A 26,211-nucleotide genomic window follows, 5' to 3' on the forward strand; every position below is an offset into this window, starting at 1 on the left:
ATTCCGATAACAGGAAGACGCCCCCAGCGGACTCCCAGACGACTCACAGGCTTCGAGCGCACAGTGATCGCATGAGCACATCTGCGCCTGAGGCACGCCTGCTCGTCGTCGAGGACGAGACCAACATCCGCGAGCTGCTGGCGACCAGCCTGAAGTTCGCCGGCTTCGAGGTGCACACCGCTGCCAACGGCCGCGACGCCCTCGAGCTCGCCGACGACCACGAGATCGACCTGGCCGTCCTCGACGTGATGCTCCCCGACATGGACGGCTTCACCGTCACCCGCAAGCTGCGCGGCAACGGCCACGAGGTGCCGATCGTGTTCCTCACGGCGCGCGACTCGGTCGAGGACAAGGTCAAGGGCCTCACCGTCGGCGGCGACGACTACGTCACCAAGCCGTTCAGCCTCGAGGAGGTCGTGGCGCGCATTCGCGCGGTGCTGCGGCGTACGCAGACCGAGGACCCCGGCGACCGCGCCGCGATCACGGTCGCCGACCTCGAGCTCGACGAGGACTCCCACGAGGTACGCCGCGCCGGCAAGGTCATCGACGTCTCCCCCACCGAGTTCAAGCTGCTGCGCTACCTGATGCTCAACGCCGGTCGCGTGCTGTCCAAGTCGCAGATCCTCGACCACGTCTGGGACTACGACTTCCGCGGAGAGTCCGGCATCGTCGAGTCCTACATCTCCTACCTGCGCCGCAAGATCGACGTCGACGCCGAGCCGCTCATCCACACCAAGCGTGGCGTCGGCTACGTCCTGCGTGAGCCGAGGGAGTGAGCACACCGCTGCCCCCACCGCAGGCACCTCCCGGCCTGCGGACCCGTGAGCGACTCGCCGAGCCGTTGCACGAGATGCCGCTGCGCCTGCGGCTCGTGGCGGTCATGGTGAGCCTGCTCGCCGCAGCGCTCGCGATCACCGGTGCGGCCGGCGTACTCCAGCTGCGTGGCTACCTCGAGGACCGGCAGGCCAATGAGCTCGCGCAGTCCTACCGTCCGATCGCCAACGCCGCCCACGAGGCCGTCGTCGAGAACCGCAACACCACGATCAACGCCGTCGTCCCCGAGAACACCTACTACACGCGGATCATCCTGCCGGCGGGCGTCAGCCGACCGCTGCCACAGATCCGCGACCTGCGGGTGACCTCGACCGACAGCGACGAGAGCGCCTCGCCGGCTGACGGGCCCAAGCCGCGCTTCCCCGACCTCACCCTCGACTCCGAGCGGGTCCACGACCACCGGCCGTTCGTGGTGCAGTCCGTCGGCGGCGGCTCGACCCGGTGGATGATCATCGCCGGCGAGACGACCGACGGCGGCATCTACGCCGTCGCCGTGTCGTTGGACCGCACCGACGAGATCATCGACAAGGTCCGCTGGTTCGGGGTCACGATCGCGATGCTGGCGCTGCTCGCGCTGGCCCTGCTCGGCTGGTTCGCGATCCGTCGGGCGTTCCGCCCGCTGCGCCAGATCGAGGACACCGCCAAGGCGATCGCCGCCGGTGACCTCAGCCGCCGCGTGCCCGAGGCGGCCACCAACGACGAGGTGTCGAGCCTGTCGCACTCGCTCAACGTGATGCTCGCCCAGATCGAGGAGTCGTTCGCAGTGCGCGCGGCCTCCGAGGACCGCATGCGGCAGTTCGTCGCCGACGCCTCGCACGAGCTGCGTACGCCGCTCGCCACCGTGCGCGGCTACGCCGAGCTGTTCCGCCAGGGCGCGGTGTCCGACCCGGACGACCTGCGCTCGGCGATGAGGCGCATCGAGGACGAGGCGGCCCGCATGGGCGTGCTCGTCGAGGACCTGCTCACCCTGACCCGCCTCGAACGACGCCAGTCCTCGCCTGGCGAGCACCCGCGCAACCTTGGCCCGGTCGACCTCACCGTGATCGGCGCCGACGCGGCCCAGGACGCCCAGGCCCTCGACCACGGCCGCGAGATCGGCCTGGTCGGGCTCGACGGTCCGGTGCAGCCGGTGGTCGTCCACGGTGACGAGGACGCCCTGCGCCAGGTCGTCACCAACCTGATGGCCAACGCGATCCGCTACACCCCCGAGGACACTCCCATCGAGATCGTCGTGGGGGCGCGGGCCGACCAGGCCGAGCTGCACGTCCGCGACCACGGCCCCGGCGTACCCGAGCAGCAGCGCCAGCGGATCTTCGAGCGGTTCTACCGGGCCGACGCCAGCCGCAACAGCGCGAGCGGCGGCAGCGGTCTGGGCCTGGCGATCGTGGCCGCGATCGTGCAGGCGCACGGCGGTTCGGTGCACGTCGACGAGACCTCGGGCGGCGGTGCGACGTTCGTCGTGCGCATCCCACAGGTCTCTCACAGAGACCGGCCAGCACCTGTCCAGACGCACGCGATTGAGTAGTTCTCAGCGCTTCCGAGTGGAGCGCACGGATGTGACCGAGGAGCACGAAATGACACAGGACGACCAGCAGCCCCGCCCGGCCGAGGGCGCCAATCCTGAGCACACTCAACCCATTCCGCCGGTTCCCCCAGCCATCCCGGCGCACGACGGCGGCTCGCAGCAGACCCCGCAGGCCGGGCCTTCGGCGTACGGCCAGGGCAGTGCCCCGTACGCCGGCGCGCACGCTCCGCAGAGCCACGGCCACCCGCAGTACGCCCCGCAGCCGCAGCACGCCGCGCCGCACGGCGCCGCTCCCCAGCACCCGCAGAGCGCCTGGTCGGCTCCCGGTCAGCAGCCCTACGCGTCGACGTCGTCCTACGCCCAGCAGCAGCCGGCCCGCACCAAGGGCAAGGCGCCGTGGGTCGCCGTCCCGCTGGCCGCCCTCCTCGCCGCAGCGCTCGCGAGCGGCGGCACCTACGCCGCGACGCACGACGACAGCAGCGGCACCGCCGCCGCATCAGCCGGATCGACGACGGTCGTCAAGGCCGACCCGGCCGACTTCGCCGACGCGGGCACGGTCAACTGGTCGGCCACCGCAGCGAAGGTCTCGCCGTCGGTCGTGTCGATCACGCTCAAGACCTCCAGCGGCGGCGACCAGGGCTCGGGCGTCATCCTCGACACCAAGGGCAACATCGTCACCAACCACCACGTCGTCGCCGACCAGGGCACGCTGACCGTCACGCTCAACGACGGCCGCAACTACGAGGCGACGGTCGTCGGCACGGACGCCTCCACCGACCTCGCGGTGATCAAGCTCAAGAACCCGCCGTCGGGCCTGAAGCCCATCACCATCGGCGACGACAAGAAGCTCGTCGTCGGCCAGCCCGTCATGGCGGTCGGCAACCCGCTCGGCCTGTCCGGCACGGTCACCACCGGCATCGTGAGCGCGCTCGACCGTCCGGTCAGCACGCAGCAGAGCGGCGGCGGCCAGGGCGACCAGGGCGGGAGCCCGTGGTCGCAGCCGCAGCAGTCCAGTGAGGTCGTCACCAACGCCATCCAGACCAGCGCTGCGATCAACCCCGGCAACAGCGGTGGCGCCCTGGTCAACGGCAGCGGCGAGCTGATCGGCATCAACTCCTCGATCCCCAACGCGGGTGGTTCGAGCAGCGGGCAGGCCGGCAACATCGGCATCGGCTTCGCGATCCCGACCACGGTCGTCAAGCTCGTGACCAACCAGCTCATGACCAAGGGCAAGGCGCAGCACGCCCAGCTCGGCATCAGCGCCACGACCGGCCAGGTCAAGGACGGCAGCGCGACCGTCAACGGCGCCCAGGTCGCCCAGGTCAACCCGGGCAGCGCCGCGCAGAAGGCCGGCATCAAGCAGGGCGACGTGATCGTGGCGCTGGGCGGCGACCACGTCGACTCATCGACCTCTCTGGTCGGACAGGTACGCGAGTGCGCTGTCGGCCAGAAGGTGACGCTCACCGTCGTGCGGGACGGCAAGCGTCAGAACATCACGGCAACGCTGGGAGCTGACACCAGCAGCTCGTGATGGCACCAAGGACCGGCGGGGTTCCCTTTCCTCCGCCCGGCCGGTCTGTAACGGGGTAGATCCGGGGAAGCAACCGGATCCCGCGGGGCGTCGCACCTTCTCCAGGTACGACGCCCCGCGGTCGTTCCCGCACCGCGCTCATCGCCGGCGCCGCAACCAACTTTGGTATGACGCACGGCAACCGGGACGTCCCCCTTCAGGGCTACCCCCGAACCATCCCTGAGCCGCCCCTGAAACAGCCTCTGGCGTGACGACAGCGCACCCGCGCGTACCGCAGGCTGATCAGCATCAGCCGAAGCGCGCCTTTCTCCGATGCGCTCCGGACCCGGCCACAACTCAGGGGTACACATGTTTTCCAAGCTCGGGAAGGGCGTGGTCGCTCATCCCTGGTGGGTGATCGGCGCGTGGATCATCGTCGCCGCCGCCGTCATCGCCACCGCACCGAAGCTGACGACGTCCAACGACGAGTCGGACTTCCTGCCCAAGCACTACGAGTCGATCAAGGCGATGCAGCTGCAGGAGTCGAAGTACGCCGACACCAGCACGCTCGGCGGCATCGTCGTCTTCGACCGCAAGGACGGCAAGGCGCTCACCACAGCCGACCAGGCCAAGGTCAAGCAGCTCATCGGCGGCCTCGCCACCGACGCGAAGAAGCCCGTGCAGTCGGTCGTCGCCGGCCAGCCCGCACCCAACCACGTCGTGCAGACCGCGATGGTCAACTTCGTCCGCGGCACCGACACCTACGGTGACGAGGACGCCCGCGACGTCATCAAGGGCATGCGCACCAACCTCAGCAACCAGGTCAAAGGCAGCGACCTGCGTGTGGCCATGACCGGCCCGACGCCGCAGGCCATCGACGGTGAGGAGTCGGACAAGAAGTCCGAGCAGCTCATCGCGTTCGCGACCTTCGGCCTGATCATCCTGCTGCTGCTGCTCATCTTCCGCAGCCCCGTGCTCGCGCTGCTGCCGATCGTCCTCATCATGCTGGTCTCGCAGGTCGCCACCGGCCTGATCGCCTACGCCAACAAGGCTTTCGACCTCAACGCCGACAGCTCGATCAGCGTCATCCTCATCATCGTGATGTTCGGTATCGGCACCGACTACATCCTGTTCCTGATGTTCCGCTACCGCGAACGCCTGCGGATGGGCGAGGACAAGCGGACCGCGATGGTCAGCTCGGTCGGTCGCGTCGGTGAGGCCATCGCCTCCGCCGCAGGCGCCGTCATCGCCGCCTTCATGGCCCTGACCCTGTCCTCCCTCGGGATCTTCCGAGCCATCGGTCCGTCGCTCGCCATCGCGGTGGCCGTCATGCTCGTCGCAGGTCTCACACTCGTCCCCGCCGTCGTGTCCCTCATGGGTTCGAAGGTGTTCTGGCCGAGCAAGGCCTGGAAGAAGGAGCCCAAGCACACGACGTCGGCCCGGATCGGCCGCTCGCTCGGTCGCCGGCCCGCGGCGTACGCCCTCGTCACCGGTGGGGTGCTCGTCGTCCTGTCGGTGTTCGCGTTCGGGTTCAAGCCGTCGTTCGACTTCGGCTCCAGCAGCCTTCCGAAGGACGTCGAGTCGACCGTCGCGCTCGACACGATCAAGAAGGGTCTGCCGGCCGGAGCCACCGACCCGAGCACCGTGCTGGTGACCAGCGACAAGGGTGCGCTCGACCAGGGCGAGCTGACGTCGTACGCCGACCGGCTCGGCAAGGTCGACGGCGTCGGCCAGGTGTCGCCGCCCGAGATCAGCAAGGACGGGTCGACCGCCACCTATCAGGTCGTGCTCAAGGACGACCCGATGTCGGAGAAGGCGATCGACGTCGTCGGCGGGCCACTGCGAGACGCCGCCCACCAGTCACCACCGGGGACGACCGCGTATGTCGGGGGAACGACATCGGTCTTCGTCGATCTGGATGACGCGATGGTGCGCGACTACAAGGTGGTCTTCCCGGTCGCCGCGCTGATCATCATGGCGATCCTGGCGCTGCTTCTGCGCAGCCTCGTCGCGCCGCTCTATCTCATGGCGTCGGTGGGTCTGGGCTTCGGAGCGACGCTCGGCGCGACCGTGCTGCTCATCCAGAACTCCTCGGAGAGCGGCGGCCTGATCTTCATGCTTCCGGTCTACATGTACCTGTTCGTGGTCGCCCTCGGGACCGACTACAACATCCTCATGGTGGCCCGGTTGCGCGAGGAGGCCCGCGAAGGTCTGCCACCGAGGGAAGCCGCGGCGAAGGCGTTCCAGCACGCCGGACCCACGGTCGCCGCAGCCGGTCTGATCCTGGCGGGTTCGTTCGCCTCGTTGATGCTGTCGGGCAACGAGCTCATGGTGTCGATGGGCTTCGCGATCTCGTTCGGGATCGGCATCGCGGCGTTCGTCATGGCGATGTTCTTCACCCCCGCGGTCACCGCACTGCTCGGGCACGCCGCCTGGTGGCCCGGCCACGGCGACCGCAAGGACAAGACCGCTCCGCCCCCGCCGGAGCGTGACCTGGAGCTGGTCGGCGCCCAGCGCTGACCCTGACGGCCGGCGTACCGGCCACAGCCACGGGGTACGGCGCCCGCAGGGATCTCCCTGCGGGCGCCGTTCGCGTATCACCCGCCGACACGCCCGGCTCCTCCTTCCGTGGAGACCTCGGAGCACGTCGGTGACATCGAGCTGCGCATGCTGCGCGCCTCGGTCCGCCACGCCGTGGTCATCGCGCTCGTCCTGCTCGCCCTCCAGGTGCCGATGTGGCTGGCCGCGTCACGGTCGTCGTACGCCGATGCGCCCGGCACCACTGCGGGCCGCCTGTCCGTGCTGCTCGACTGCGGGTTCGCACTCACGCTGGCGGTGGCGGCGTTCCGCAGCTGTGAGTACCTCCGGGCGTGCGAGCAGCGCTACGCCGTCGACACCCTCGCCGACGACAAGCAGATTCGGTCCTACCTCGATCGGAGATATCGCGGAATCCGTTGGGGCGCAGGCATTCTCGTCGCCGCGGCGATACTCGACCTCATCGAGAACGCCCTCCTGTGGCGGCGCCTGGCCCCTGGCCCCGACGCGATGCCGACGGTCTGGATCGGCTGGCTGTCGCCCGTGTGGATCGCGCTCGCGGTCGTCGGCGCCGTACCCCTGGTCGTCGTGTGGTGGCAGCGCGGCGGCGAACGCGTCCAACGCATGGTCGACCCGCTCAGCCGCGCCACCCACGCCGAGACCGCACCGGGCGCGTCCGGCGGCACGATCATCGCCTGCTCCGGCGGCGGGATCCGCTCGGCGTCGTTCTGCCTCGGCGCGCTGCAGTCGCTGATGAGAGCCGGCGTCTACCGGCAGGCACGAGCCGTCATCGGGGTCAGCGGCGGCGGCTACATGGCGGCCGCCTTCCACATCACCGGCCGCAGCGTCACCGACGACGAGAGGCCGCCGTTCGCGCAGGGCTCGACCGAGCTCGCGCTGCTTCGTCGGCACACCCGCTACCTGCTCCCCCGCGGCGTCGAGGTGTTCCGCGGCGTGATGTCGGTGCTGTTCGGGGTCGCGATCAACGTGGTGTTCATCCTCGTGTCGTTGCGCGCCATCGCCTGGGTGCTCGGGTGGTACCTCCAGGAGTACGACGTCGTCCGCCGCGACGGGCGGACCACCACGGTGACGCTGCCGCGCGGCTGGGTCCTGGTCGCCGTCCTCGGCTGGCTGCTCGCCGTCGCCCTGTTCGTGCTCGTCGACAAGGTGGTCGACCGGTTCGGGCAGGTCGACGACACCGCCCGCCGCGAGGTCCGCTCCTGGATCGGCAGCCTCCTCGCGGTCGGGACGGCGACCGCGGTGCTGCTCCTCGGCGTACCTCTCACCCTGCGCTGGCTGACCTCGCAGGCGGACCACACCCTGCCGGGCACGCTGAAGGACCTCGTCGACCCCGGACCCGTGAGCGCCGCGACCGTCGCCGCTCTCGTGACGGGCCTGGTCGCGCTCGGCCGGTCGGTCGCGACCGGCCGAACAAGGTCGGCGACGAGCAGCGGTGGATCTCGCGGCTCGCGACCCGGCTGCGGCTCGTCGTCGCACCGTGGCTCGGCACAGCCCTCATCGTGATCGCCGCGTACGTCGTGCTCGTGCGCTGGACCTACGCGTACGCCACCTCGCCGGCGTGGCGGTCCGGCTGGAGCACTGCGCTGTGGGCCGGGGCCGTGGTCGTCGTCGTACGGGCCCTGTCCGACGTCAACCGCACCTCGCTGCACCACTTCTACCGTGAGCGGCTCGCGACCACCTTTCTCGTGCAGCGGTTGCGGACCGGGGAGGCCAAGGCCGAGCCGTACGACAAGCCGTTGCGGGTGTCGGACCAGGCCGGTGCCTCGGCCGGTCGGCCCGAGCTGGTGATGGCGGCGGTCGCCAACGTCGCCGACGCCGACTACGTGCCGGCCGGGCGCGGCTGCGTGCCGTTCGTCATCTCGGCCGCACGGACCGGCGTGGTCGGCGACCCCTCCCTCCCGCCCGGCGGGACGCGGGCGACGCAGGAGTACGAGTACAGCGCCGACTTCGACCGACGCGACCTGACCGTCCCGGCCGCCATGGCGATCAGCGGCGCGGCCGTCTCACCGCTCGCAGGTCGGGCCAGCTCACGCACCCGACCGGTCCGGGTGCTGCTGACGGTGCTCAACGCGCGCCTCGGGGTCTGGCTGCCCAACCCGTACGCCCGGCCCCCGGCGCTGACGACCAAGGCGTTGCGCGAGCGCGACCGCGCCGGCGAACCCGACGCGACCTCGCGCGACCGCTGGCGGGCCCGCGGCTGGGTGGTGGCCGCCCGCGCGACCAGTCTCGCGACCAAGCCGGGCCCGTACCGGCTCCTGCGGGAGGCGTTCGGGCGACCGTCGCTGTACGACCGCAGGCTCTACGTCACCGACGGCGGGCACTACGACAACCTCGGCCTGCTGGAGGCGCTCCGCCGTCGACCTGATCGGGTCGTGGTGATCGACGCGAGCAACGACGCCGAGAACTCCTTCGGCGCCCTTGCCGACGCTGTCGCGACCGCCCGGATGGACCTCGGGATCGAGGTGGACGTCGACACGACCCGGCTGCGGTCGAGCGACACCGCTCGTGCGGCGTCGGCCTGGTCGGTCGGCACCGCGACGTACCCGGCCGACGACGGACCGGCGCACGTCGCCGACGTCGTGTTCCTCAAGGCGCTGCTCACCGACGACCTGACCGCCGACGTCGAGCACTACACGCTCGACAACCCCGACTTCCCGCGCCGCTCGACCGGCGACCAGTCCTACGACGAGTGGGACTTCGAGGCGTACAGGCAGCTCGGCCACAGCCTCGCCGACACATGGTGAGCCGCACCCGGCTGGGCACGCTCGCGGTCGTACCGCCGAACCGGTCGACACAACGCCGGATGCGCAGGTAACGTCGCTCCTCCCCCTGTCCGTACGGTGTCGTTGCCGTGCGCCCGGCAGGCCCACGGTGCGGGACGTGCGTGCCGACTCCTTCTCCCAGCTCTCAGAGAGGCCCCAGCTCGTCATGCCCAGCGACACCACGACCCTCGATGACGACCTCACCGCCGAGCAGCACTACCTCGCGAACGCCCGCGCCGAGCTCGCCCGCATGCGCGAGTCCGCCGAGGCGCTCGATGCCTCGAAGGCCAGCGACGCCGTCTCGGGCGAGGCCCTGAGCCACACGCTCGCCCGCCGCATCGCCGCCCTGCAGGACGACCCGCGGACGACCCTGTTCTTCGGCCGGATCGACATGGCAGCGCCGGCGTCGGACCGCTGGTACGTCGGCCGCCGTCACGTCGCCGACGCCCAGGGCAACCCCGTCGTCATCGACTGGCGCGCACCGGTGTCGACGGCGTTCTACCGCGCCTCGCACGCCGAGCCGATGGACGTCGTGCTGCGGCGCCGGTTCGGTGTCGACCACGGACTGCTGACCGCGATCGAGGACGAGCACCTCACCGACCCGTCCGAGGCCACGCAGAGCAGCGACATCCTGGCCACCGAGATCGAGCGCCCGCGCACCGGCCCGATGCGCGACATCGTGTCGACGATCCAGCCCGAGCAGGACGAGATCGTGCGAGCCGACGTCGGGACGACGATCTGCGTGCAGGGTGCACCCGGCACCGGCAAGACCGCCGTCGGACTGCACCGCGCGGCGTGGCTGCTGTACTCCTTCCGCGAGCGGCTCGACCGCACGGGCGTGCTCGTCGTCGGCCCCAACAAGGCGTTCCTCGAGCACATCGGCGCGGTGCTGCCTGCTCTCGGCGAGATCCGGGTCGGGCATGCCACCATCGAGGACCTCCTCGACCACGGACCCATCCGCACGACCGAGCCGGCGAACGTCGGTGTCATCAAAGGCGATCCGCGTCTCGCGTCGGTCATCCGCGAGGCCGTGTGGTCGCACGTCCGGCGCGCGACCGAACCCCTGATCGTGCCGCGCGGCATCCGCAAGTGGCGCGTGCCGGCGTACGAGGTGCAGGAGATCCTCGATGAGCTCAAGGCCCGTGGAGTCCGGTACGACGCCGCGCGCCAGATGCTCTCGCAGCGCCTCGCGCACGCCGTGCTGCTGCTCATGGAGCAGGCCGGCGACTCCCCCGACGACCGGGTGCAGGACGCCGTCGCGAAGTCGGCGCCCATGAAGAAGTACGTCGCCTCGGTCTGGCCGCAGATCGACGCCGCTCAGGTGCTGTGGGAGCTGTGGTCGTCACCCGATGCGCTCGGCGTGGCTGCGGCCGGCGTACTCAGCAACGGAGAGCAGTCGATCCTGTTGTGGGACAAGCCATCTCGCACCAAGGGCGCTGCGCGGTGGTCGTTGGCCGACATGGCTCTGCTCGATGAGGCGCACGATCACATCACCCGCATGACCAGCCTCGGGCACGTCGTGCTCGACGAGGCGCAGGACCTCTCGCCGATGCAGCTGCGTGCGGTGGGGCGGCGCTGCTCGACGGGTTCGGCCACCGTGCTCGGCGACATCGCGCAGGGCACCACGCCGTGGGCGACGCAGTCGTGGGACGAGACGATGACGCACCTCGGCAAGACCGACCACCACCTCGAGGTGCTCGACCGCGGGTTCCGCGTGCCGGCGGCCGTCATCGAGTACGCCGCGCGGCTGCTGCCGTCGATGGCCCCCGGGCTGGGCGCGCCGGTGTCGGTGCGTGACAACCCGGGGCGTCTCGACCTCGTGGCGGTGGACGCCGGGGGCGTCTCCGACGCGCTCGTGTCGACGCTGCGCTCGGCCGCCGCCACGCCCGGCTCGATCGGGGTCATCGCACCGGACACCACGCTCGAAGACCTGTCAAAAGCGTTGAGCAGCAACGAGATCGGGCACGGTCGCCTCGACCGCGACCACGGCGACGACGAGGACCACCAGGTGCAGCTCGTGCCGGCGACGGTGGCCAAGGGCCTGGAGTTCGACCGGGTCGTCGTGATCGAGCCGACCGACATCGCGGCGGCAGAGCCGGACGAGCGGACGGGCCTGCGCCGGCTCTACGTCGTGCTCACGCGCGCCGTCTCGGCGTTGACCGTGCTGCACAGCAAGCCGCTGCCGGACGAGCTCGCCGCCTGACCCGGCGCCGCGGCCGGGCCCGCGTGGCCGGCCAAGGCGAGCGCCGGCGTACAGGCAACTGCGTCACCTGCGAGGCAACTGCGTTGCCTGCAAGAAACGCCGTTGCCGGCGAGCGGCGGGCGGCCTCACCAGGTGGGGCGTACGCGCCCCTCACGGGCGAGCGGCGCCAGCGCCTCGGCTGCCAGGTCGACCCGCGCCGCACCCACCTCGCGCTTCCATCGGCGTACGACGGCGCGTCCGGCCTCGGTGGCAGCGCGCGTGGCGTCGACACCCCGAGAAGTGAGCTGTAGCAACGTTGCTCGCCGGTCGTCCGGATGAGGTGACCGGGCGACGTACCCCTTGCGCTCGAGCTCCGCGACGAGCGTGCTGGCCGACTGCTTGGTCATCCCGAGGTGCTCGGCGAGCTCGACGAGGGTGCATCCCGCGCCGGACAGCCGGACGAACGCGAACCCGTGGGCGGGCCGGATGTCACCGAACCCGCGCTCGCGCATCTGCTCGTCGATCGCCGCCACGAGCGCATTGCCCGCGGCGAGCAGGAGGAACGGCACCTCGTCGTCACGCATGCCGACCACCTTGACACAACGGTCAGCCCGCCTGACCATGTAGTCAGAAAGACTGACTACATCGAAGGGCACACCATGCTGCACACCGCCACCACCCATGCCATGCACGGCGCCCGATTTCACGCCTACGTCTCGCCCAGCACCGGGTCGACCCAGCTGTGCGCCTGGCGCACCGAGCTCGCACCGCGCACACCCGGGCAGCCGCACACGCCCAGCCATGAAGAGGTGTTCCTGGTGCTCGACGGAGCGCCCACGTTCACCGTCGACGACACGGTGTACGACGCGCACCCCGGTGACGTCGTACGCGTGCCGGCCGGCGCTGAGATCACCGCCGCCAACACCGGCGACCAGCCCGCGTCGATGTGGGTGACGACGTCGGTGGGCATCCGGGCGATGACCCCGGACGGCACGCAGATCACCCCGCCTTGGGCCCAGTGACCGCCTTCGCCCCACCCCTGCTTCGAGGCGGGCGCGAACCGAGCGAGGCGGGCGTGACCTGAGCGAGGCTCACTCGGTGGCGATGGCCTTGAGGACGTCGAGCCGCGCCGCGCGGCGGGCCGGCCACCACGCTGCGAGCACCCCGACCACGGCGGCCAGCACGACGAACAGCCCGATCCGGCCCCACGGGATCGCCAGCTCGGCGACGCCCTGGCCCGACTGCGACCGCTGCAGCACGATCCCGAACGCAATGCCCAGCACCACGCCGAGCACCGCGCCGAGCATCGCGATCACGACCGACTCCAGGCGCACCATGCGCCGCAGCTGAGCACGACTCAGTCCGACGGCCCGCAGCAGCCCGACCTCGCGCGTCCGTTCGATGACCGACAGGGCGAGGGTGTTGATGATGCCGAGCACGGCGATGACGACGGCGAGCCCGAGCAGCGCGTAGATCAGCATCAGCATCTGGTCGATCGGCTCACGCTGCTCGGCGGCGAACTCGCCCTGGTCCTTGACGGCGACCGTCGGGATGCCGGCTGTGACGCGTTCGAGCCCTGCCCGTACCTGCGCCGGATCGGCGCCCGCAGCCCGACCGATGAACGCGTAGTTGTCCTGACGCGGCCCGCCCGCGGCCTCGTACCCCTTGATCGAGGTGGTCACGTCGAACAGCGCGGGCATGGCCTTCACCACGGCGACGACGCGCATCGAGGTGGTCCTGCCGCCGAGCGTGACCCTGAGCCGGTCGCCGATGGCGTAGCCGTGCTCCTCGGCCGCGTCATCCGTGACGAAGGCGGTCGACCCGACCAGGTCGTCGAGCGAGCCCTGCTGCACGTCGATGCGGGCGACCTTCGAGAGCGGCCCGGGGTCGATGGCTCCGAGCCCGCCTCGGTCACCGTTGACCTCGGCCTGCGCGAACCGCGTGCGCGCCACCGTCTCGACGCCGGGCACCCGCGCCGCCTGGTCGGTCACGGTCGGCGAGAACGGCGTACCGAACGTGCCCGACACGACGTAGTCGCCGGTGAAGTTCTTGGCGATCAGCGAGTCGACGCTCTTGGTCGCCGAGGCCCCGAACACCGACATCATCACCACCAGCGTCAGGCCGATCATCAGCGCCGACGCGGTCGCGGCCGTACGACGCGGGTTGCGCAGCGAGTTCTGCTCGGCGAGCGTGCCGACGGCCCCGAACGCCCGCCGGTAGCCGAGCCCGATACCGCGGATCACCGGGCGCCCGATCACCGGACTCATCAGGACCGCTCCGAGGATGACCGCGAGCAGCCCGCCGCCCAGCCAGTAGGTCTCGCGCGGCCGGTCACCGGACAGCACCCAGACCAGCCCGGCCGCCCCGAGCACGACCAGCACTGCACCGGCGACCGCCCGGCGTACGACGGTGCCCTCGGGCAGGGCGACGTCGTCGCGCAGCGCTGCGACCGGGGCGATGTGCGAGGCGCGGCGCGCGGGCAGGTAGGCGGCCACCGCGGTGACGAGCATGCCGACGACGTACGACGCGACCACCGCTCGCGGGGTCAGCTCCAGTGGCGTGCCGCTGAGATCGAGCCCGAACGTCGCGAACAGCGCCTTGATGCCCGCAGCCAGCACGAGCCCGAGGCCGAGTCCGACCGTGCTGCCCACGACCCCGACCGCGAGCGCCTCGAACAGCACCGACCCCGTCACCTGACGCCGCGACGCACCGAGGGCCCGCATCAGCGCGAGCTCACGGCTGCGCTGCGCGACCAGCATCGAGAACGTGTTGACGATCAGGAACGACCCGACCACCAGCGCGACCCCCGCGAAGATCAGCAGGAAGGTCGTGATGAAGCTCAGCGCCTGCTTGATGTCGTCGCTCGCCTCGTCGGCCGCCTGGTCGCCGGTGACGGCCTCGGTGTCGCGCGGCAGCACCGCGGCGACGGCGTCGCGCACCTGCTGCTGGCTGTGACCGGGCTCGGCGACGACCCAGATGTCGGTGTACGCCGGTCGCCCGCCGACGTAGGTCGCCCGCGCCGTCGCGGGGTCGAGCACGACCAGACTCGCGCCCACCATCGAGCCTGCGCTGTAGGAAGCGAGACCGACGAGTGTGCCTGCCAGCCGTGGCTTCTCACCGCTCGTCACGACGTTGACGGTGTCGCCGACGCGGTATCCGGCACGGTCGGCGGTGCCCGGGTCGAGGGCGAGCTCGCCGGCCCGCTGCGGTGCGCGCCCCTCACGGACGGTGAGGCCGGGTGTGTCGTGACCAGCAGGTGCGTCGTGATAGCTGACGGCGATCCCGGGCGCACCCTGGCCGCCGACGATCTTGCCGTTCTTACCCACGACGAACGTGGTGTACGACGTCACCTCGCCCTCGGCGCGCGCGACGCCGGGCACCCGGCGTACCTGCTCGAGGACGGACGCGGGCACGGTGCGGGTCTGAGCCCTCGAGTCGCCCGCCTGCTGCCCGGCCGGGCGCACCATGACGTCGCCGACCGTGCCGTTCATGATGCTGGTGAACGCCCGGTCGAGGGCTGCCGTGAACACCAGCGACCCGGCCACGAACGCCACGCCGAGCACGATGGCGAACGTGCTCATCAGGAGCCGGATCTTCCTGGCCCACAACGACTTCCACGATGCACGCAACATCGGTCAGACGCTCTCGCCGGCGGTGTCACGCATCCGGTCGAGCACGCGCTCGGCGGTCGGGTCGCGCATCTCGTCGATCACCCGACCGTCGGCGAGGAACACGACGCGGTCGGTGAAACCGGCGGCGACCGGGTCGTGCGTGACCATCACGATGGTCTGCCCGAGGCTTTCGACGCTGTGGCGCAGGAAGCGCAGGATCTCCTCCCCCGACGTCGAGTCGAGGTTGCCGGTCGGCTCGTCGGCGAAGATGACCTCGGGGCGGCTGACCAGAGCGCGAGCGCACGCGACCCGCTGCTGCTGACCGCCGGACAGCTCGCTCGGGCGGTGGCCGAGACGCGGCCGGAGGCCGACGGTGTCGATCACCTCGTCGAACCACGCGGCGTCCGGCTTGCGACCGGCGATCGACAGGGGCAGCAGGATGTTCTCCTGCGCGGTGAGCGTCGGCACGAGGTTGAACGCCTGGAACACGAACCCGATCCGATCGCGGCGCAGCTGGGTCAGCCGCTTGTCGCCGAGCCGGCCGAGCGCCTCGTCGCCGAGGTAGACCTCGCCCGAGGTCGGGGTGTCCAGGGCGGCGAGGCAGTGCATCAGCGTGGACTTGCCCGAGCCGGACGGGCCCATGATCGCGGTGAACTCGCCCTGCTGCAGCTCGACCGACACGTCGTCGAGCGCGGTCACCCGAGCCTCGCCGTCGCCGTACGCCTTGGTCAGACCGACGGTCCGGGCCGCCACTGTCGTCGTCATGACCTCGACGCTAGGCGAGCGCGCGGCGGACCGCACTCGGGTTCGACCCTGATGTGGACCCGAGGTCGCTCCCCCGAAGGTGCTGCCGGACCCTGTGGACAACGGCCGAGGCAGGTCGCTCAGGAGTCGTAGCGTTCCGCGCATCGTCCCGCCGACCGGCGGCGGGCCTGTTCAGGAGGGCTCATGTACCCCACCGACAAGAGCGGCGGCACGTCCGGCGCCGGCTACACCGTCGATGCCGACGCGATCTCGGGCCACGGCACCGACCTCAACACGGTCGCCACCGACATCACCCGCCAGATGAACGCCATCAACCGCAAGCTCGCCACGCTGCAGGGGCAGTGGAAGGGCACGGCCGCCAACCAGTACGCCACCCTGCACAACGACTGGCAGCGCCAGCAGAAGAACGTCGCCGACAGCCTCACCCGCATCAGCAAGGCGCTGGGCGGCGCCGCGACGGTCTACCGCACCACCGAGACCGACGTGCGCCGCACGTTCATGCCGACCTGATCGGCGTACGCCGTGCGGTCACCTGCGGCAGGGCCCGCCGCAGGTGACCGGCCGGTCAGATCGAGGCGGCCAGCTCGGTGGCCTGCTTGATCGCCCGCTTGGCGTCGAGCTCGGCCGCGACGTCGGCGCCACCGATCACGTGCACGCCGTCGGCCACGAGGTCACGCACCGACTCCTGGCCCGCGCACACCACGACCGTGTCGACGTCGAGCACGCGGCTGACCCGCTCGACCGGCTCGTCGGCCTCCTTGGCCTTGCGCGGCAACGGGATTCGGCTCTTGGACGCACTCGGCTTCGGGGCGCTGACCGGCACCGTGATGTGCAGGCCCTCGTCGTCGATGCGCTCGTAGACGACCCCGCCGATCATCTCGACCTTGCTGTCCTTGAGCGTCTGCCGGTGCACCCAGCCGGTGGTCTTGCCCAGGCCCTTGCCGAGCGAGCTGGCCTTGCGCTGCAGCAGATAGATCTCACGGCGCGGGTTCTGCGGCTTCTTGGCGGTGAGCCCGCCGACGGCGTCCGGGTCCTCGGTGACACCCCAGCGTTCCTGCCACTCGGGCAGCTTCTCGTCCTGGTCGTGCAGCAAGAACTCGCTCACGTCGAAACCGATGCCACCGGCACCGATGACCGCGACCTTGTGACCCGCCTCGACCTCGCCACGCAGCAGCGCGTCGTACGCGACGACCTTGGGGTGGTCGATGCCCGGGATGCTCGGGACGCGCGGCTTGACGCCGGTGGCGAGCACCACGTCGTCGTACGCCGCGAGGTCGGCCTGGGTGGCCGCGGTCGACAACCGCACGTCGACACCGAGCACCTCCAGTCGGCGGGTGTAGTAGCGCAGCGTCTCGCGGAACTCCTCCTTGCCCGGGATCCGCATGGCCATCCGGAACTGGCCGCCGATCTCGTCGCGGCTCTCGAACACCGTGACCTGATGGCCGCGCTCGGCGAGCGACACCGCAGCGGCGAGACCTGCCGGGCCGGCGCCGACGACGGCGACCTTCTTGGCGCGCGGCTTCGGGACGGGCAGCAGCACCAGGTCCCGCTCGCGTCCGGCGCGCGGGTTGACCAGGCAGCTGGCGCGCTGGTTGGCGAAGGTGTGGTCGAGGCAGGCCTGGTTGCACGCGATGCAGGTGTTGATCTCATCGGCCCGGCCCGCGGCCGCCTTGTTGGCGAAGTCGGCGTCGGCGAGCATCGGACGCGCCATCGAGATCAGATCGGCCTTGCCCGCTGCGACCAGCTCGTCGCCCACCTCGGGGGTGTTGATGCGGTTGGAGGTCATGACCGGGATCTCGACCTCGGCCTTGATCCGCGCGCTCCAGTCGGCGAACGCCGCGCGTGGCACCGAGGTGACGATCGTGGGCACGCGTGCCTCGTGCCAGCCGATGCCCGTGTTGAGCATCGACGCGCCGGCGTCCTCGATCTTGTGGGCGAGCTCGACGACCTCATCCCACGTCTGGCTGTTGTCGACCAGGTCGACCAGCGAGATGCGGTAGTCGATCACGAAGTCGTCGCCGACCGCCTCACGTGTGCGACGCACGATCTCGACCGGGAATCGCATTCTGTTCTCTGCGGACCCGCCCCAGGCGTCGGTGCGGTCGTTGGTGCGAGCAGCGAGGAACTGGTTGATCAGATAACCCTCGGAGCCCATGATCTCGACGCCGTCGTACCCCGCCCGCTGGGCCAGGGTCGCGGCGCGGACGAACGCGTCGATCGTCGCGTCCACACCACGCGTGCTGAGCGCACGGGGCTTGAACGGCGTGATCGGCGACTTGCGCGAGGACGCCGACCGGATCAGGGGGTGGTAGCCGTAGCGCCCGGCGTGCAGCACCTGCATGAGGATGCGCGAGTCGTGCTCGTGCACCGCGTCGGTGATCTGGCGGTGCTTGTCGGCCGCGCGCCGGGTGCGCATCAGCGAGCCCGCCGGCAGCAGCCAGCCCTCGACGTTGGGCGCAAAGCCGCCCGTGATCATCATCGCGGTGCCGCCCTTGGCGCGCTCGGCGAAGTACGCAGCGAGGTCGGGGAAGTGCTTCGCCCTGTCCTCGAGGCCGGTGTGCATCGACCCCATCACGATGCGGTTGCGCAGGGTGAGATGGCCCACCTGGAGCGGGGACAGCAGGTGCTCGTAGCTCACGACTTCTCCTCGGTTGTCTGCGAATCATGCTGGGGCGCAAGGAGATCGAGCATCTCGTCGCACCACTCGACGTAGGTCTTCTCGGTCAGGATCCCGCCCCGCAGGACGAGGTAGACGGGCAGCTCGTCGGCCGACAGCGCACCCGGGTCGGGGTAGTGCTTGGCGGCGTTGGCCTCGAAGTACGCCAGCTGCTCGACGTGGTGGTCGCGCTGGCGTCGGATGTCGGCGATCACGGCGCCCCGGTCGCCGTGCCCCATCCCCCGCACCTTGACCGCGAACAGGCTGCGCGGCAGCTCGGGCGGCGACGGCGTACGCGTCCAGACCTCGAGCTCGTGACGGCCGTGGTCGGTGAGCGCGTAGACCTTGCGGTCTGGGCGACCGTCGCCGGTCTCGACCTGCGAGGCGGCGAGCCCCTCACGCTCCATCCGCGCGAGAGTCCGGTAGATCTGCTGGTGCGTGGCATTCCAGAAGAACCCCAGCGACCGGTCGAACCGGCGCGCGAGGTCGTACCCGCTCGCCGACTGCTCGGCGAGGGAGACGAGGATGGCGTGCTCCAGCGACATGCGCCAAGTTTCATATGCACTTTGTTGCAACGTCAAGCCTGACGTCAGTCCTCGGTCGTACGGTCGAGGCATGAGCCCTCGTGTCACTGCCACCGAGTTCGCCACGCTCGGCCTGGACGACTGGCGCTACCTCAGTCACGAGCTGCGGGCGGCGTTCCGGCTGAGCTCGTACGCCGAGGCGGGTGCTTTCGCCTCACGGGTCGCCGCGACCGCCGATCGCCTCGGCCACCACCCGTCGCTCGACATCCGCTATCCCGGCGTCCTGCACATCAGCACCACTTCGCACGACGTGCACGCCGTCACCGACCGCGACATCGCGCTCGCCCGCGCGATCAGCGAGCTGGCCGTCGGCGCATCCGTCGTGTCGCAGCCGCGCGACGTCCGACTCGTCGAGGTCGGCATCGACGCGGTCGACATCGACGCGATCCGCCCGTTCTGGACGGCCCTGCTCGCGTACGCCGACGAGCCGCCTGCCGTCGAGGGCGACACGGTCCGCGCGATCAGCGACCCCAACGGCCTCGGGCCGGCCGTGTGGTTCCAGCAGGTCGACCCGGCCTCGCCCGCCGCCGGCCTCGACCCGGCTGCACCGCAGCGGCACAAGACCCACCTCGACGTCTGGCTCACCCACGACGTCGCCGAGCAGCGCCTCGCCGCCGCTCTCGAGGCAGGCGGGCGCCTGGTCAGCGATGCCGGAGCCAGGGCGTTCTGGGTGCTCGCCGACCCCGAGGGCAACGAGGCGTGCATCTGCACCTGGCAGGACCGCGACTGACTGTCGTCCACCGCGGCTAATCTCACCCGCGTGAGTGACTTCGTCGCGGTCCACGACTCCCTCGTCCACATCGTCGAGCACGGGCCAGCGCGCCCTCGGTTCGGCACGGCCGTCCTGCTGCACGGCTTCCCCGCCGACCACCGCCTGATGACCGGCGCGTTCGAACCGGTTATGAGCGCCCGCGACGGGTGGCGGCGCGTCTACGTCGACCTGCCGGGCATGGGACGCAGCGTCGCGGGAGCCCGCGTCGACTCCACTGACGCGGTGCTCGACGTCGTGCGGCAGGTGGTCGCCAAGATCGTGCCGAGCGGGCCGCTCGTCGTGGCCGGTGAGTCCTACGGCGGATACCTGACCCAAGGCCTGGTCGCGGCAGATCCCGGCCGCTACGCGGGTCTGTGCCTGATCGCTCCGGCCGTGATCGCCGAGCACGCGCGGCGCACGGTGCCACCCGCGCAGACCCTCGTGGCCGACCCGTCGTCGTACGCCCATCTCACCGACGAGCAGCGCGCCGACGTCGAGTCGATCGCCGTCGTGCAGGACGCTCGGGTCGTCCACCGCATGCACGACGAGATCATCGTCGGCACCGAGATCGCGGATGAGGCTGCGGTGCAACGGATCTCGGGCGCCTACACCGGTGCGTTCGAGGCGTCACCGGTCGAGCACTTCGACGGTCCGAGCCTGCTCGTCGCGAGGCGTCAGGACAACGTCGTGGGCTACGCCGACCAGTGGGCGCTGCTGGAGCGCTTCCCGCGCATGACGTGCGCCGTGCTCGATCGGGCCGGCCACAACGTGCACCTCAAGCAGGAGGTCCTCTTCACCGCGCTCGTCCACGAGTGGCTCGACCGCGTCGAGGAGTCGCTCGCGTGAACCACGTCTCGCGGCACGGGCCCTCCTCTCGACGACGTGACCCCGACCGTTGACGAAGCCCCCTGCAACCGTCGGGGATCTCGTCAACGGCCGGGCGAGCGTCCGCACCAGCCCGTGCTCGGTCTCGGATCAGCCGTGGGACGTCAGGCCCAGCCGCAGAGCCGGGTAGGTCGACTCACGAAAGCCGGCACGCTCGTACATCGTCCGCCCGGCGGCGGTGGCGTAGAGCTCAGCGCCCTCGGCCCCCGACTCCTCGCGCACCCAGCGCATCATCTCCGCGAACGCCGCCTGCGCGTGCCCCTGCCCGCGCGCCTCGGGCAGGGTGCACACGTTGTGCACCAGCACCCGCCGGCCCGCGGGCTGCCCCGGCGACGGCACGGCGTCGCGCAGGCTCGCCACGGACGTGGCCACGACCCGCCCGTCGACCTCGGCGACGACGATGCAGTGCTCCGCGCTGCCCCACGACCGCTCGAACCACTCGCCCGCCGCCTGCTGCCACTCGTCGTCGTCCCAGCCGGGCACGTCCATCGCCTCGAACATCACCGCACGCAGCGCGACGAACGCGTCGCGGTCCGTGGCGCGCGCCCGGCGTACGACCCGGTCACTCATCGTGAGCCAGCACCCGGCCGAGCCGGTCGAGCGCCTCGGTGACGTGCACGGGATCGGCCGCGTGCGTGATGCGGAACCACCCGGGCTCGTCGCCGTGGAACAGCTCGCCGGCCGCGATGTTGATGTGCGCGTCGTCGAAAAGCTTTGACCACAAAGCGCGTTCGGCCGCCCAGGTCTGCTCGGTGAGCTGCGCGCGCAGGTCGATCCACGCGAACACTCCGGCCTGCGCACCAGCCGTCTCGACGCCCAGCTCGGCGAGGCGGTCGACCACGAGCGCATGGGACACCGCGAGACGACGGGCCGACTCGGCCGTGAAGTCCGCGACCCAGCGAGCGTCGCCCAGCAGACCGACCAGCGTGCGCTGCACGTCGTTCGAGACGGGCGAGAGGTAGGCCTGAGCGGTCACCGCCGCCAGCACGTCGTCGTGGCGGGTGTGCAGCAGGCCGACCTTGTAGCCCGACAGCGCGAAGTCCTTGGCGAACCCCCACACGACGTGCACGTGCTCGTCCTCGAACGACAGCGCAGAGGTGAACACCACGTCGCCGAACACCGAGCGGGCGTAGATCTCGTCGACGACCAGGTGTACGCCGAGCGCCCGGGTCGCGTCGACGACCTCACGCAGCGCATCGGCCGCATACACGCGCCCCGTGGGGTTGTGCGGCGAGATCAGCGCCACGGCGGGCACGGTCGTACCCGCGGCGCGCGCCTGCTCGACGGCGTCGGTGACTGCGCGGGCGGACAGCGCGAACCCGTCGCCCGACGACAACGGGGCGGGGACGAGCCGCGCGCGAGCACGAGCGGTGAAGTCGACGTCGAACCCGCCGTAGAACGGAGCGGGTACGACGACCGCCTCGCCCTCCTCGCACAGCGCGTAGGCCAGGGCGTCGAGCACAGCGGACGTGCCGGACATCGCGACGAGGCGCGAGCCGTCGACGGGGCGACCGGCGTGTGAGGTCAGCAGATCGGCCACGGCAGAACGGAACTCGTCGGTGCCGTGCAGTGACCCGTAGTGCGTGTCGGACGCGACGACCTCACGGGCGGCGCGCAACCGAGGAAGCAGCAGGTCGGAGACGAGCTCGTTCTCGGCGGTGCCGAGGTTGACGTAACCCTGCGGATTGCGTTGCGGGTCAAAGGGATCCGCGACAGCAGTCGTGTGGGCCTCGACCAGGTGGCTCGGCTCGCCGACCATGCGGGCCGCGCGCGTCGAGATGCCGGGTGCGCTCATCGCTGCCCTCCTGAGATCAGCCCTGGGTGGACACCGAGACCCATCGACGCGTCGATCACGGCGCCGTGCATGACCCGCGCCGCGTCGCTGCACAGGTAGCAGATCACCTCGGCGATCTCGCTCGGGTCGATCAGCCGCTGCTTCGGCAGCGACGCGTCGAACGCCGCACGCTCGTCGGCGCCGAGCCCGTCGAGCGTGCTCGCCGCGAACATCGCCGTGTCGGTGGCTCCGGGGCAGACGGTGAAGACGTCGACCGGCGTCTGCGCCAGCTCGGCCGCGAGCTGGCGCCCCATGAACGCCACCGCCGCCTTGCTCATGCCATCAGCGAGCTGGAACCCCGGGAACTGGGTCACTCCCCCTCCGACGCTCGCGACCGACACGACCTTGCCGTAGCCCCGCTCGAGCATGCCGGGCACGAGCGCCCGGGTCAGCCACAGCACGCCAACAGCGTTGACCTGCAAGAGCGCTCGGTCCTGCTCTGCCGGGTCGTCGGCGTACGACTCGACGGTCTTGGAGCCGAGGCCGGCGTTGTTGACGAGCACGTCGACCGGGCCGGGCAGCTGCGTCAGCAGCTCGTCCTGCGAGGCGCGGTCGCCCTGGTCGAACGGGTACGCCGCCGCCTCGCCCCCGGCAGCCGTCACCTCCTCGACGAGCGCCTCGGCGCGATCGGCGCCGCTGCGATAGGTGAACCAGACGACGTCGCCCTGAGCGGCGAAGGACCGGACCGTCGCGGCGCCGATGCCGCTCGATCCGCCGGTGACAAGAACGTTGTGAGCCATGAGGACTCGACCGTATCCGAGGAGCCCGGCGAGCGAACGGCGTACTGCGAGGTCAGGACCTGCTCAGTCGGTCTTCGACTTCACGACGACCACCGGGCACTGGGCTGCCTGCAGGACCTTCTGGCTGACCGAGCCCAGCAGCTTGCCGGCGAACCCGCCTCGCCCGCGGGTGCCGAGCACCAGCACGTCGGCCTGCTCCGAGCGAGCGGCCAAGACCTTGCTGCTCGGACCGTTGACGACCTCGATGTCGTAGGCGACGTCAGGGTGAGCCTCACGCGCCGCCGTGATCGCGGACTCGACCCGCTCACGCTGGCGGTCGTCGATCGCGCGCCGCTGCGGGGTGTCCTCGTCGGTGACGACCACTCCGTCGGCGACCTCGAGGTACCAGCTCGACAGGCATGTCACGTGGCTGCCCCGCGCCGCCGCTGCGGCGAACGCGATCTCGGCCGCGGCCGCGCTGTCACGGCTGCCGTCGACGCCGACCACGATCTCGCCCTTGAGCTCGGCCTCGACGTCGACCCCAGGGTTGACCACCGCGACCGGGCAGGTCGCGTGCATCGCGATGTTGAGCGACGTGGACCCGAGGATGCGCTCGCCGATGCCACCTCGACGCCCGGAGCCGACGACGAGCACCAGCGCGGAGTCCTGCTCCTACATCAACGACTCCGACGCGGCTCCCGACGTCTCGGTCGCGACCACGTCAAGACCAGGGTGCGCCTGTCGTACGCGCGCCACCAGGTCGTCGGCGGCGCGCGGCGCCTGGCCCTGGGCGCGCAACGCCTCGAGGGTCTCGTCGCTGCCCGCGCCCGGGTCGTCCTGGACCGCGCCGCTGAGCGCGACCTCGTTGGAGTGCAGCAGGTGCAGCGGCACGCCGTGCCGGGCCGCGGTGTAGGCCGCCCAGGTGACCGCGGGCTCATCGGTGCCCGAGCCGTCGACGCCCACCACCACGGGGCCGCTCGGATCGCCGGACCGGACGTAGACGTACGCCTGCTCGCTCATGGCCCCATGATGGCAGCAGGCCCACCCGGCCGACTGCGCATGTCGCGCGGCCTCCCCTTCCGGCCGAGTGCGCATGTCGTGCTCGTTGCGAGCGACCTGAACTAGCACGACATGCGCACTCGGCCTGAAGGGGTTGGGCGGGTACGACGAAGGGCGGCCCCGTACGGGACCGCCCTTCGCGTTGAGCTGAGCCCTTGTCAGGCTCTGCCGGACTTAGAAGCCCAGACTTCGCGGATGCCAGGGACTCACTACGTTCATCCCTGGCATCCACTCAGCCCTGTGTCATCTGGGCTTCTTCCTCGCTTCGCTTCGTCAGAAGCCCATGTCGCCCATGCCGCCGGTCGGGTCGGCCGGAGCCGCCCCAGCCTTCTCCGGCTTGTCGGCGATGACGGCCTCGGTCGTCAGGAACAGCGCAGCGATCGAGCCGGCGTTCTGGAGCGCGGAACGCGTCACCTTGGCCGGGTCGATGATGCCTTCCTTGATCATGTCGACGTAGTCGCCGGTGGCCGCGTTGAGGCCCTCACCCGGGGTGAGGCTGCGGACCTTCTCGACCACGACGCCCGGCTCGAGACCGGCGTTGAAGGCGATCTGCTTCAGCGGCGCCTGAGCGGCCACCTTGACGATGTTGGCACCCGTGGCCTCGTCGCCCTCGAGCTTCAGACCGGCGAAAGCCGCGTCGGTCGCCTGCAGCAGAGCCACGCCACCACCGGCGACGATGCCCTCCTCGACGGCAGCCTTCGCGTTGCGGACGGCGTCCTCGATGCGGTGCTTGCGCTCCTTGAGCTCGACCTCGGTCGCGGCACCCGCCTTGATGACGGCGACGCCACCGGCGAGCTTGGCCAGGCGCTCCTGGAGCTTCTCGCGGTCGTAGTCGGAGTCGCTGTTGTCGATCTCGGCGCGGATCTGCGCGACGCGACCGGCGATGGCGTCGGCTTCGCCGGCACCCTCGACGATCGTGGTCTCGTCCTTGGTGACGACGATCTTGCGGGCGCGGCCCAGCAGGTCCAGCTCAGCGGTGTCGAGCTTGAGGCCGACCTCCTCGGAGATGACCTGGCCACCGGTGAGGATGGCGATGTCGCCGAGCATGGCCTTGCGACGGTCACCGAAGCCGGGAGCCTTGAGCGCGACCGACTTGAAGGTGCCCTTCAGCTTGTTGACGACCAGCGTGGACAGGGCCTCGCCCTCGACGTCCTCGGCGATGATCGCCAGCGGCTTGCCGGACTGCATGACCTTCTCCAGCAGCGGGAGGAGGTCCTTGATCGCCGAGATCTTGGAGTTGACGACGAGGATGTAGGGGTCCTCGAGGACGGTCTCCATGCGCTCGGTGTCGGTCACGAAGTAACCGGAGATGTAGCCCTTGTCGAAGCGCATGCCCTCGGTGAGCTCGAGCTCGAGGCCGAAGGTGTTGCTCTCCTCGACGGTGATGACGCCTTCCTTGCCGACCTTGTCCATGGCCTCGGCGATGAGCTCGCCGATCTGGGAGTCGGCAGCGGAGATGGACGCGGTGGCAGCGATCTGCTCCTTGGTCTCGATCTCCTTGGCCTGACCGGCGAGCGACTCGCTCACGGCGGTCACGGCGGCCTCGATGCCACGCTTGAGCGCCATCGGGTTGGCACCCGCGGCGACGTTGCGCAGACCCTCGCGAACCATCGCCTGGGCCAGAACGGTGGCCGTCGTCGTACCGTCACCGGCGACGTCGTCGGTCTTCTTGGCGACCTCCTTGACCAGCTCGGCGCCGATCTTCTCGTAGGGGTCCTCGAGCTCGATCTCCTTGGCGATGCTCACACCATCGTTGGTGATGGTGGGCGCGCCCCACTTCTTCTCGAGCACGACATTGCGGCCCTTCGGGCCCAGCGTCACCTTCACGGCGTCGGCAAGGGTGTTCATACCCTTCTCGAGCCCGCGGCGCGCCTCCTCGTCGAATGCAATGGTCTTGGCCATGCGCGGTGGTTCCTCCCACACGAAAGCGAATCGACCGCACGACGCCCGCGACGGACGAGACCACCGCGCGAGCTCA

General features: G+C 70.6%; 21 protein-coding genes and 1 pseudogene. 11 read left to right on the forward strand and 11 right to left on the reverse strand.

Translation table 11 applies throughout. The annotated features are described in order from the left end of the window. Nucleotides 1–71 precede the first annotated feature (71 nt). The 7 genes from VV01_RS14845 to VV01_RS14875 all read left to right on the forward strand — a co-directional run bounded on the left by VV01_RS14845 (nucleotide 72) and on the right by VV01_RS14875 (nucleotide 11,390). Nucleotides 72–776, forward strand: a complete 705-nt coding sequence (locus VV01_RS14845; RefSeq protein ID WP_050670558.1) for a response regulator transcription factor — start codon at nucleotides 72–74, stop codon at nucleotides 774–776. Next, a complete protein-coding gene (locus VV01_RS14850; protein ID WP_231635246.1) occupies nucleotides 773–2,359 on the forward strand; it encodes a sensor histidine kinase in 1,587 nt (528 codons plus the stop codon). Before VV01_RS14845 ends, VV01_RS14850 begins: the two co-directional genes overlap by 4 nt. A 49-nt stretch (nucleotides 2,360–2,408) precedes the next feature. Beyond that, nucleotides 2,409–3,890: a S1C family serine protease gene (locus VV01_RS14855; RefSeq protein ID WP_082221003.1), complete on the forward strand. Its 1,482-nt coding sequence runs from the start codon at nucleotides 2,409–2,411 to the stop codon at nucleotides 3,888–3,890. A gap of 348 nt (nucleotides 3,891–4,238) precedes the next feature. Beyond that, a complete protein-coding gene (locus VV01_RS14860; protein WP_050670559.1) occupies nucleotides 4,239–6,389 on the forward strand; it encodes an MMPL family transporter in 2,151 nt (716 codons plus the stop codon). A 108-nt stretch (nucleotides 6,390–6,497) separates the two neighbouring features. After that, a complete protein-coding gene (locus VV01_RS14865) occupies nucleotides 6,498–7,928 on the forward strand; it encodes a patatin-like phospholipase domain-containing protein (protein WP_050670560.1) in 1,431 nt (476 codons plus the stop codon). Beyond that, nucleotides 7,925–9,169, forward strand: coding sequence for a hypothetical protein (locus VV01_RS14870; protein ID WP_050670561.1), 1,245 nt, complete (start codon nucleotides 7,925–7,927; stop codon nucleotides 9,167–9,169). Before VV01_RS14865 ends, VV01_RS14870 begins: the two co-directional genes overlap by 4 nt. A 136-nt stretch (nucleotides 9,170–9,305) precedes the next feature. Next, complete coding sequence (locus VV01_RS14875; protein ID WP_331456451.1) at nucleotides 9,306–11,390, forward strand: HelD family protein; 2,085 nt, start codon at nucleotides 9,306–9,308, stop codon at nucleotides 11,388–11,390. A 125-nt stretch (nucleotides 11,391–11,515) separates the two neighbouring features. Here VV01_RS14875 and VV01_RS14880 read toward each other — a convergent pair whose 3' ends face one another. Further along, the gene (locus VV01_RS14880) at nucleotides 11,516–11,953 is read right to left on the reverse strand and encodes a MarR family winged helix-turn-helix transcriptional regulator (RefSeq protein ID WP_050670562.1); all 438 of its coding nucleotides are present in this window, start codon (nucleotides 11,951–11,953) and stop codon (nucleotides 11,516–11,518) included. A 75-nt stretch (nucleotides 11,954–12,028) separates the two neighbouring features. On the opposite strand from VV01_RS14880, the gene VV01_RS14885 reads away from it, so the two are divergent. Beyond that, nucleotides 12,029–12,391, forward strand: a complete 363-nt coding sequence (locus tag VV01_RS14885; RefSeq protein ID WP_050670563.1) for a cupin domain-containing protein — start codon at nucleotides 12,029–12,031, stop codon at nucleotides 12,389–12,391. Nucleotides 12,392–12,460: 69 nt separating this feature from the next. Here VV01_RS14885 and VV01_RS14890 read toward each other — a convergent pair whose 3' ends face one another. Together VV01_RS14890 and VV01_RS14895 are read right to left on the reverse strand one after the other, a co-directional pair. Further along, complete coding sequence (locus VV01_RS14890; RefSeq protein ID WP_050670564.1) at nucleotides 12,461–15,001, reverse strand: ABC transporter permease; 2,541 nt, start codon at nucleotides 14,999–15,001, stop codon at nucleotides 12,461–12,463. Between the two features lie 3 nt (nucleotides 15,002–15,004). Beyond that, nucleotides 15,005–15,745, reverse strand: a complete 741-nt coding sequence (locus VV01_RS14895) for an ABC transporter ATP-binding protein (protein WP_050670565.1) — start codon at nucleotides 15,743–15,745, stop codon at nucleotides 15,005–15,007. A gap of 183 nt (nucleotides 15,746–15,928) precedes the next feature. Here VV01_RS14895 and VV01_RS14900 point away from each other — a divergent pair, with 183 nt between their 5' ends. Next, nucleotides 15,929–16,255: a WXG100 family type VII secretion target gene (locus VV01_RS14900; RefSeq protein WP_050670566.1), complete on the forward strand. Its 327-nt coding sequence runs from the start codon at nucleotides 15,929–15,931 to the stop codon at nucleotides 16,253–16,255. 55 nt (nucleotides 16,256–16,310) lie between these two features. On the opposite strand, the gene VV01_RS14905 is transcribed toward VV01_RS14900, so the two are convergent. Together VV01_RS14905 and VV01_RS14910 are read right to left on the reverse strand one after the other, a co-directional pair. Beyond that, nucleotides 16,311–18,383: an NADPH-dependent 2,4-dienoyl-CoA reductase gene (locus VV01_RS14905; RefSeq protein ID WP_050670567.1), complete on the reverse strand. Its 2,073-nt coding sequence runs from the start codon at nucleotides 18,381–18,383 to the stop codon at nucleotides 16,311–16,313. Next, nucleotides 18,380–18,946, reverse strand: coding sequence for a PadR family transcriptional regulator (locus tag VV01_RS14910; RefSeq protein WP_050670568.1), 567 nt, complete (start codon nucleotides 18,944–18,946; stop codon nucleotides 18,380–18,382). Before VV01_RS14910 ends, VV01_RS14905 begins: the two co-directional genes overlap by 4 nt. 70 nt (nucleotides 18,947–19,016) lie before the next feature. Between VV01_RS14910 and VV01_RS14915 the strand changes: the two genes are divergently transcribed. After that, nucleotides 19,017–19,715 carry a VOC family protein gene (locus VV01_RS14915; protein ID WP_050670569.1) on the forward strand — a complete coding sequence of 233 codons (699 nt, stop codon included), beginning with the start codon at nucleotides 19,017–19,019 and terminating at the stop codon, nucleotides 19,713–19,715. 30 nt (nucleotides 19,716–19,745) lie between these two features. After that, the gene (locus VV01_RS14920) at nucleotides 19,746–20,582 is read left to right on the forward strand and encodes an alpha/beta fold hydrolase (RefSeq protein ID WP_050670570.1); all 837 of its coding nucleotides are present in this window, start codon (nucleotides 19,746–19,748) and stop codon (nucleotides 20,580–20,582) included. Nucleotides 20,583–20,711: 129 nt separating this feature from the next. Here the strand turns inward: VV01_RS14920 and VV01_RS14925 are convergent, their stop codons facing one another. The 6 genes and pseudogenes from VV01_RS14925 to groL form a co-directional block, all read right to left on the reverse strand. Continuing rightward, nucleotides 20,712–21,191: a GNAT family N-acetyltransferase gene (locus VV01_RS14925; RefSeq protein ID WP_050670571.1), complete on the reverse strand. Its 480-nt coding sequence runs from the start codon at nucleotides 21,189–21,191 to the stop codon at nucleotides 20,712–20,714. Then, complete coding sequence (locus VV01_RS14930; protein ID WP_050670572.1) at nucleotides 21,184–22,416, reverse strand: aminotransferase class I/II-fold pyridoxal phosphate-dependent enzyme; 1,233 nt, start codon at nucleotides 22,414–22,416, stop codon at nucleotides 21,184–21,186. Before VV01_RS14930 ends, VV01_RS14925 begins: the two co-directional genes overlap by 8 nt. Beyond that, the gene (locus VV01_RS14935) at nucleotides 22,413–23,195 is read right to left on the reverse strand and encodes an SDR family NAD(P)-dependent oxidoreductase (protein WP_050670573.1); all 783 of its coding nucleotides are present in this window, start codon (nucleotides 23,193–23,195) and stop codon (nucleotides 22,413–22,415) included. Before VV01_RS14935 ends, VV01_RS14930 begins: the two co-directional genes overlap by 4 nt. Before the next feature lie 63 nt (nucleotides 23,196–23,258). Further along, entirely contained in the window at nucleotides 23,259–23,753 is a 495-nt protein-coding gene (locus tag VV01_RS14940) for a universal stress protein (RefSeq protein WP_231635335.1), read from the reverse strand. Next, nucleotides 23,736–24,269: pseudogene (locus VV01_RS14945) on the reverse strand (universal stress protein); the annotation flags it as partial. The pseudogene VV01_RS14945 and the gene VV01_RS14940, both read right to left, overlap by 18 nt. 237 nt (nucleotides 24,270–24,506) lie before the next feature. After that, nucleotides 24,507–26,135 carry a chaperonin GroEL gene (gene groL, locus VV01_RS14950; RefSeq protein ID WP_050670576.1) on the reverse strand — a complete coding sequence of 543 codons (1,629 nt, stop codon included), beginning with the start codon at nucleotides 26,133–26,135 and terminating at the stop codon, nucleotides 24,507–24,509. Nucleotides 26,136–26,211 lie beyond the last annotated feature (76 nt).

Origin of the sequence: Luteipulveratus halotolerans (genome assembly GCF_001247745.1) — a bacterium.
Classification (GTDB): Bacteria; Actinomycetota; Actinomycetes; order Actinomycetales; family Dermatophilaceae; genus Luteipulveratus; species Luteipulveratus halotolerans.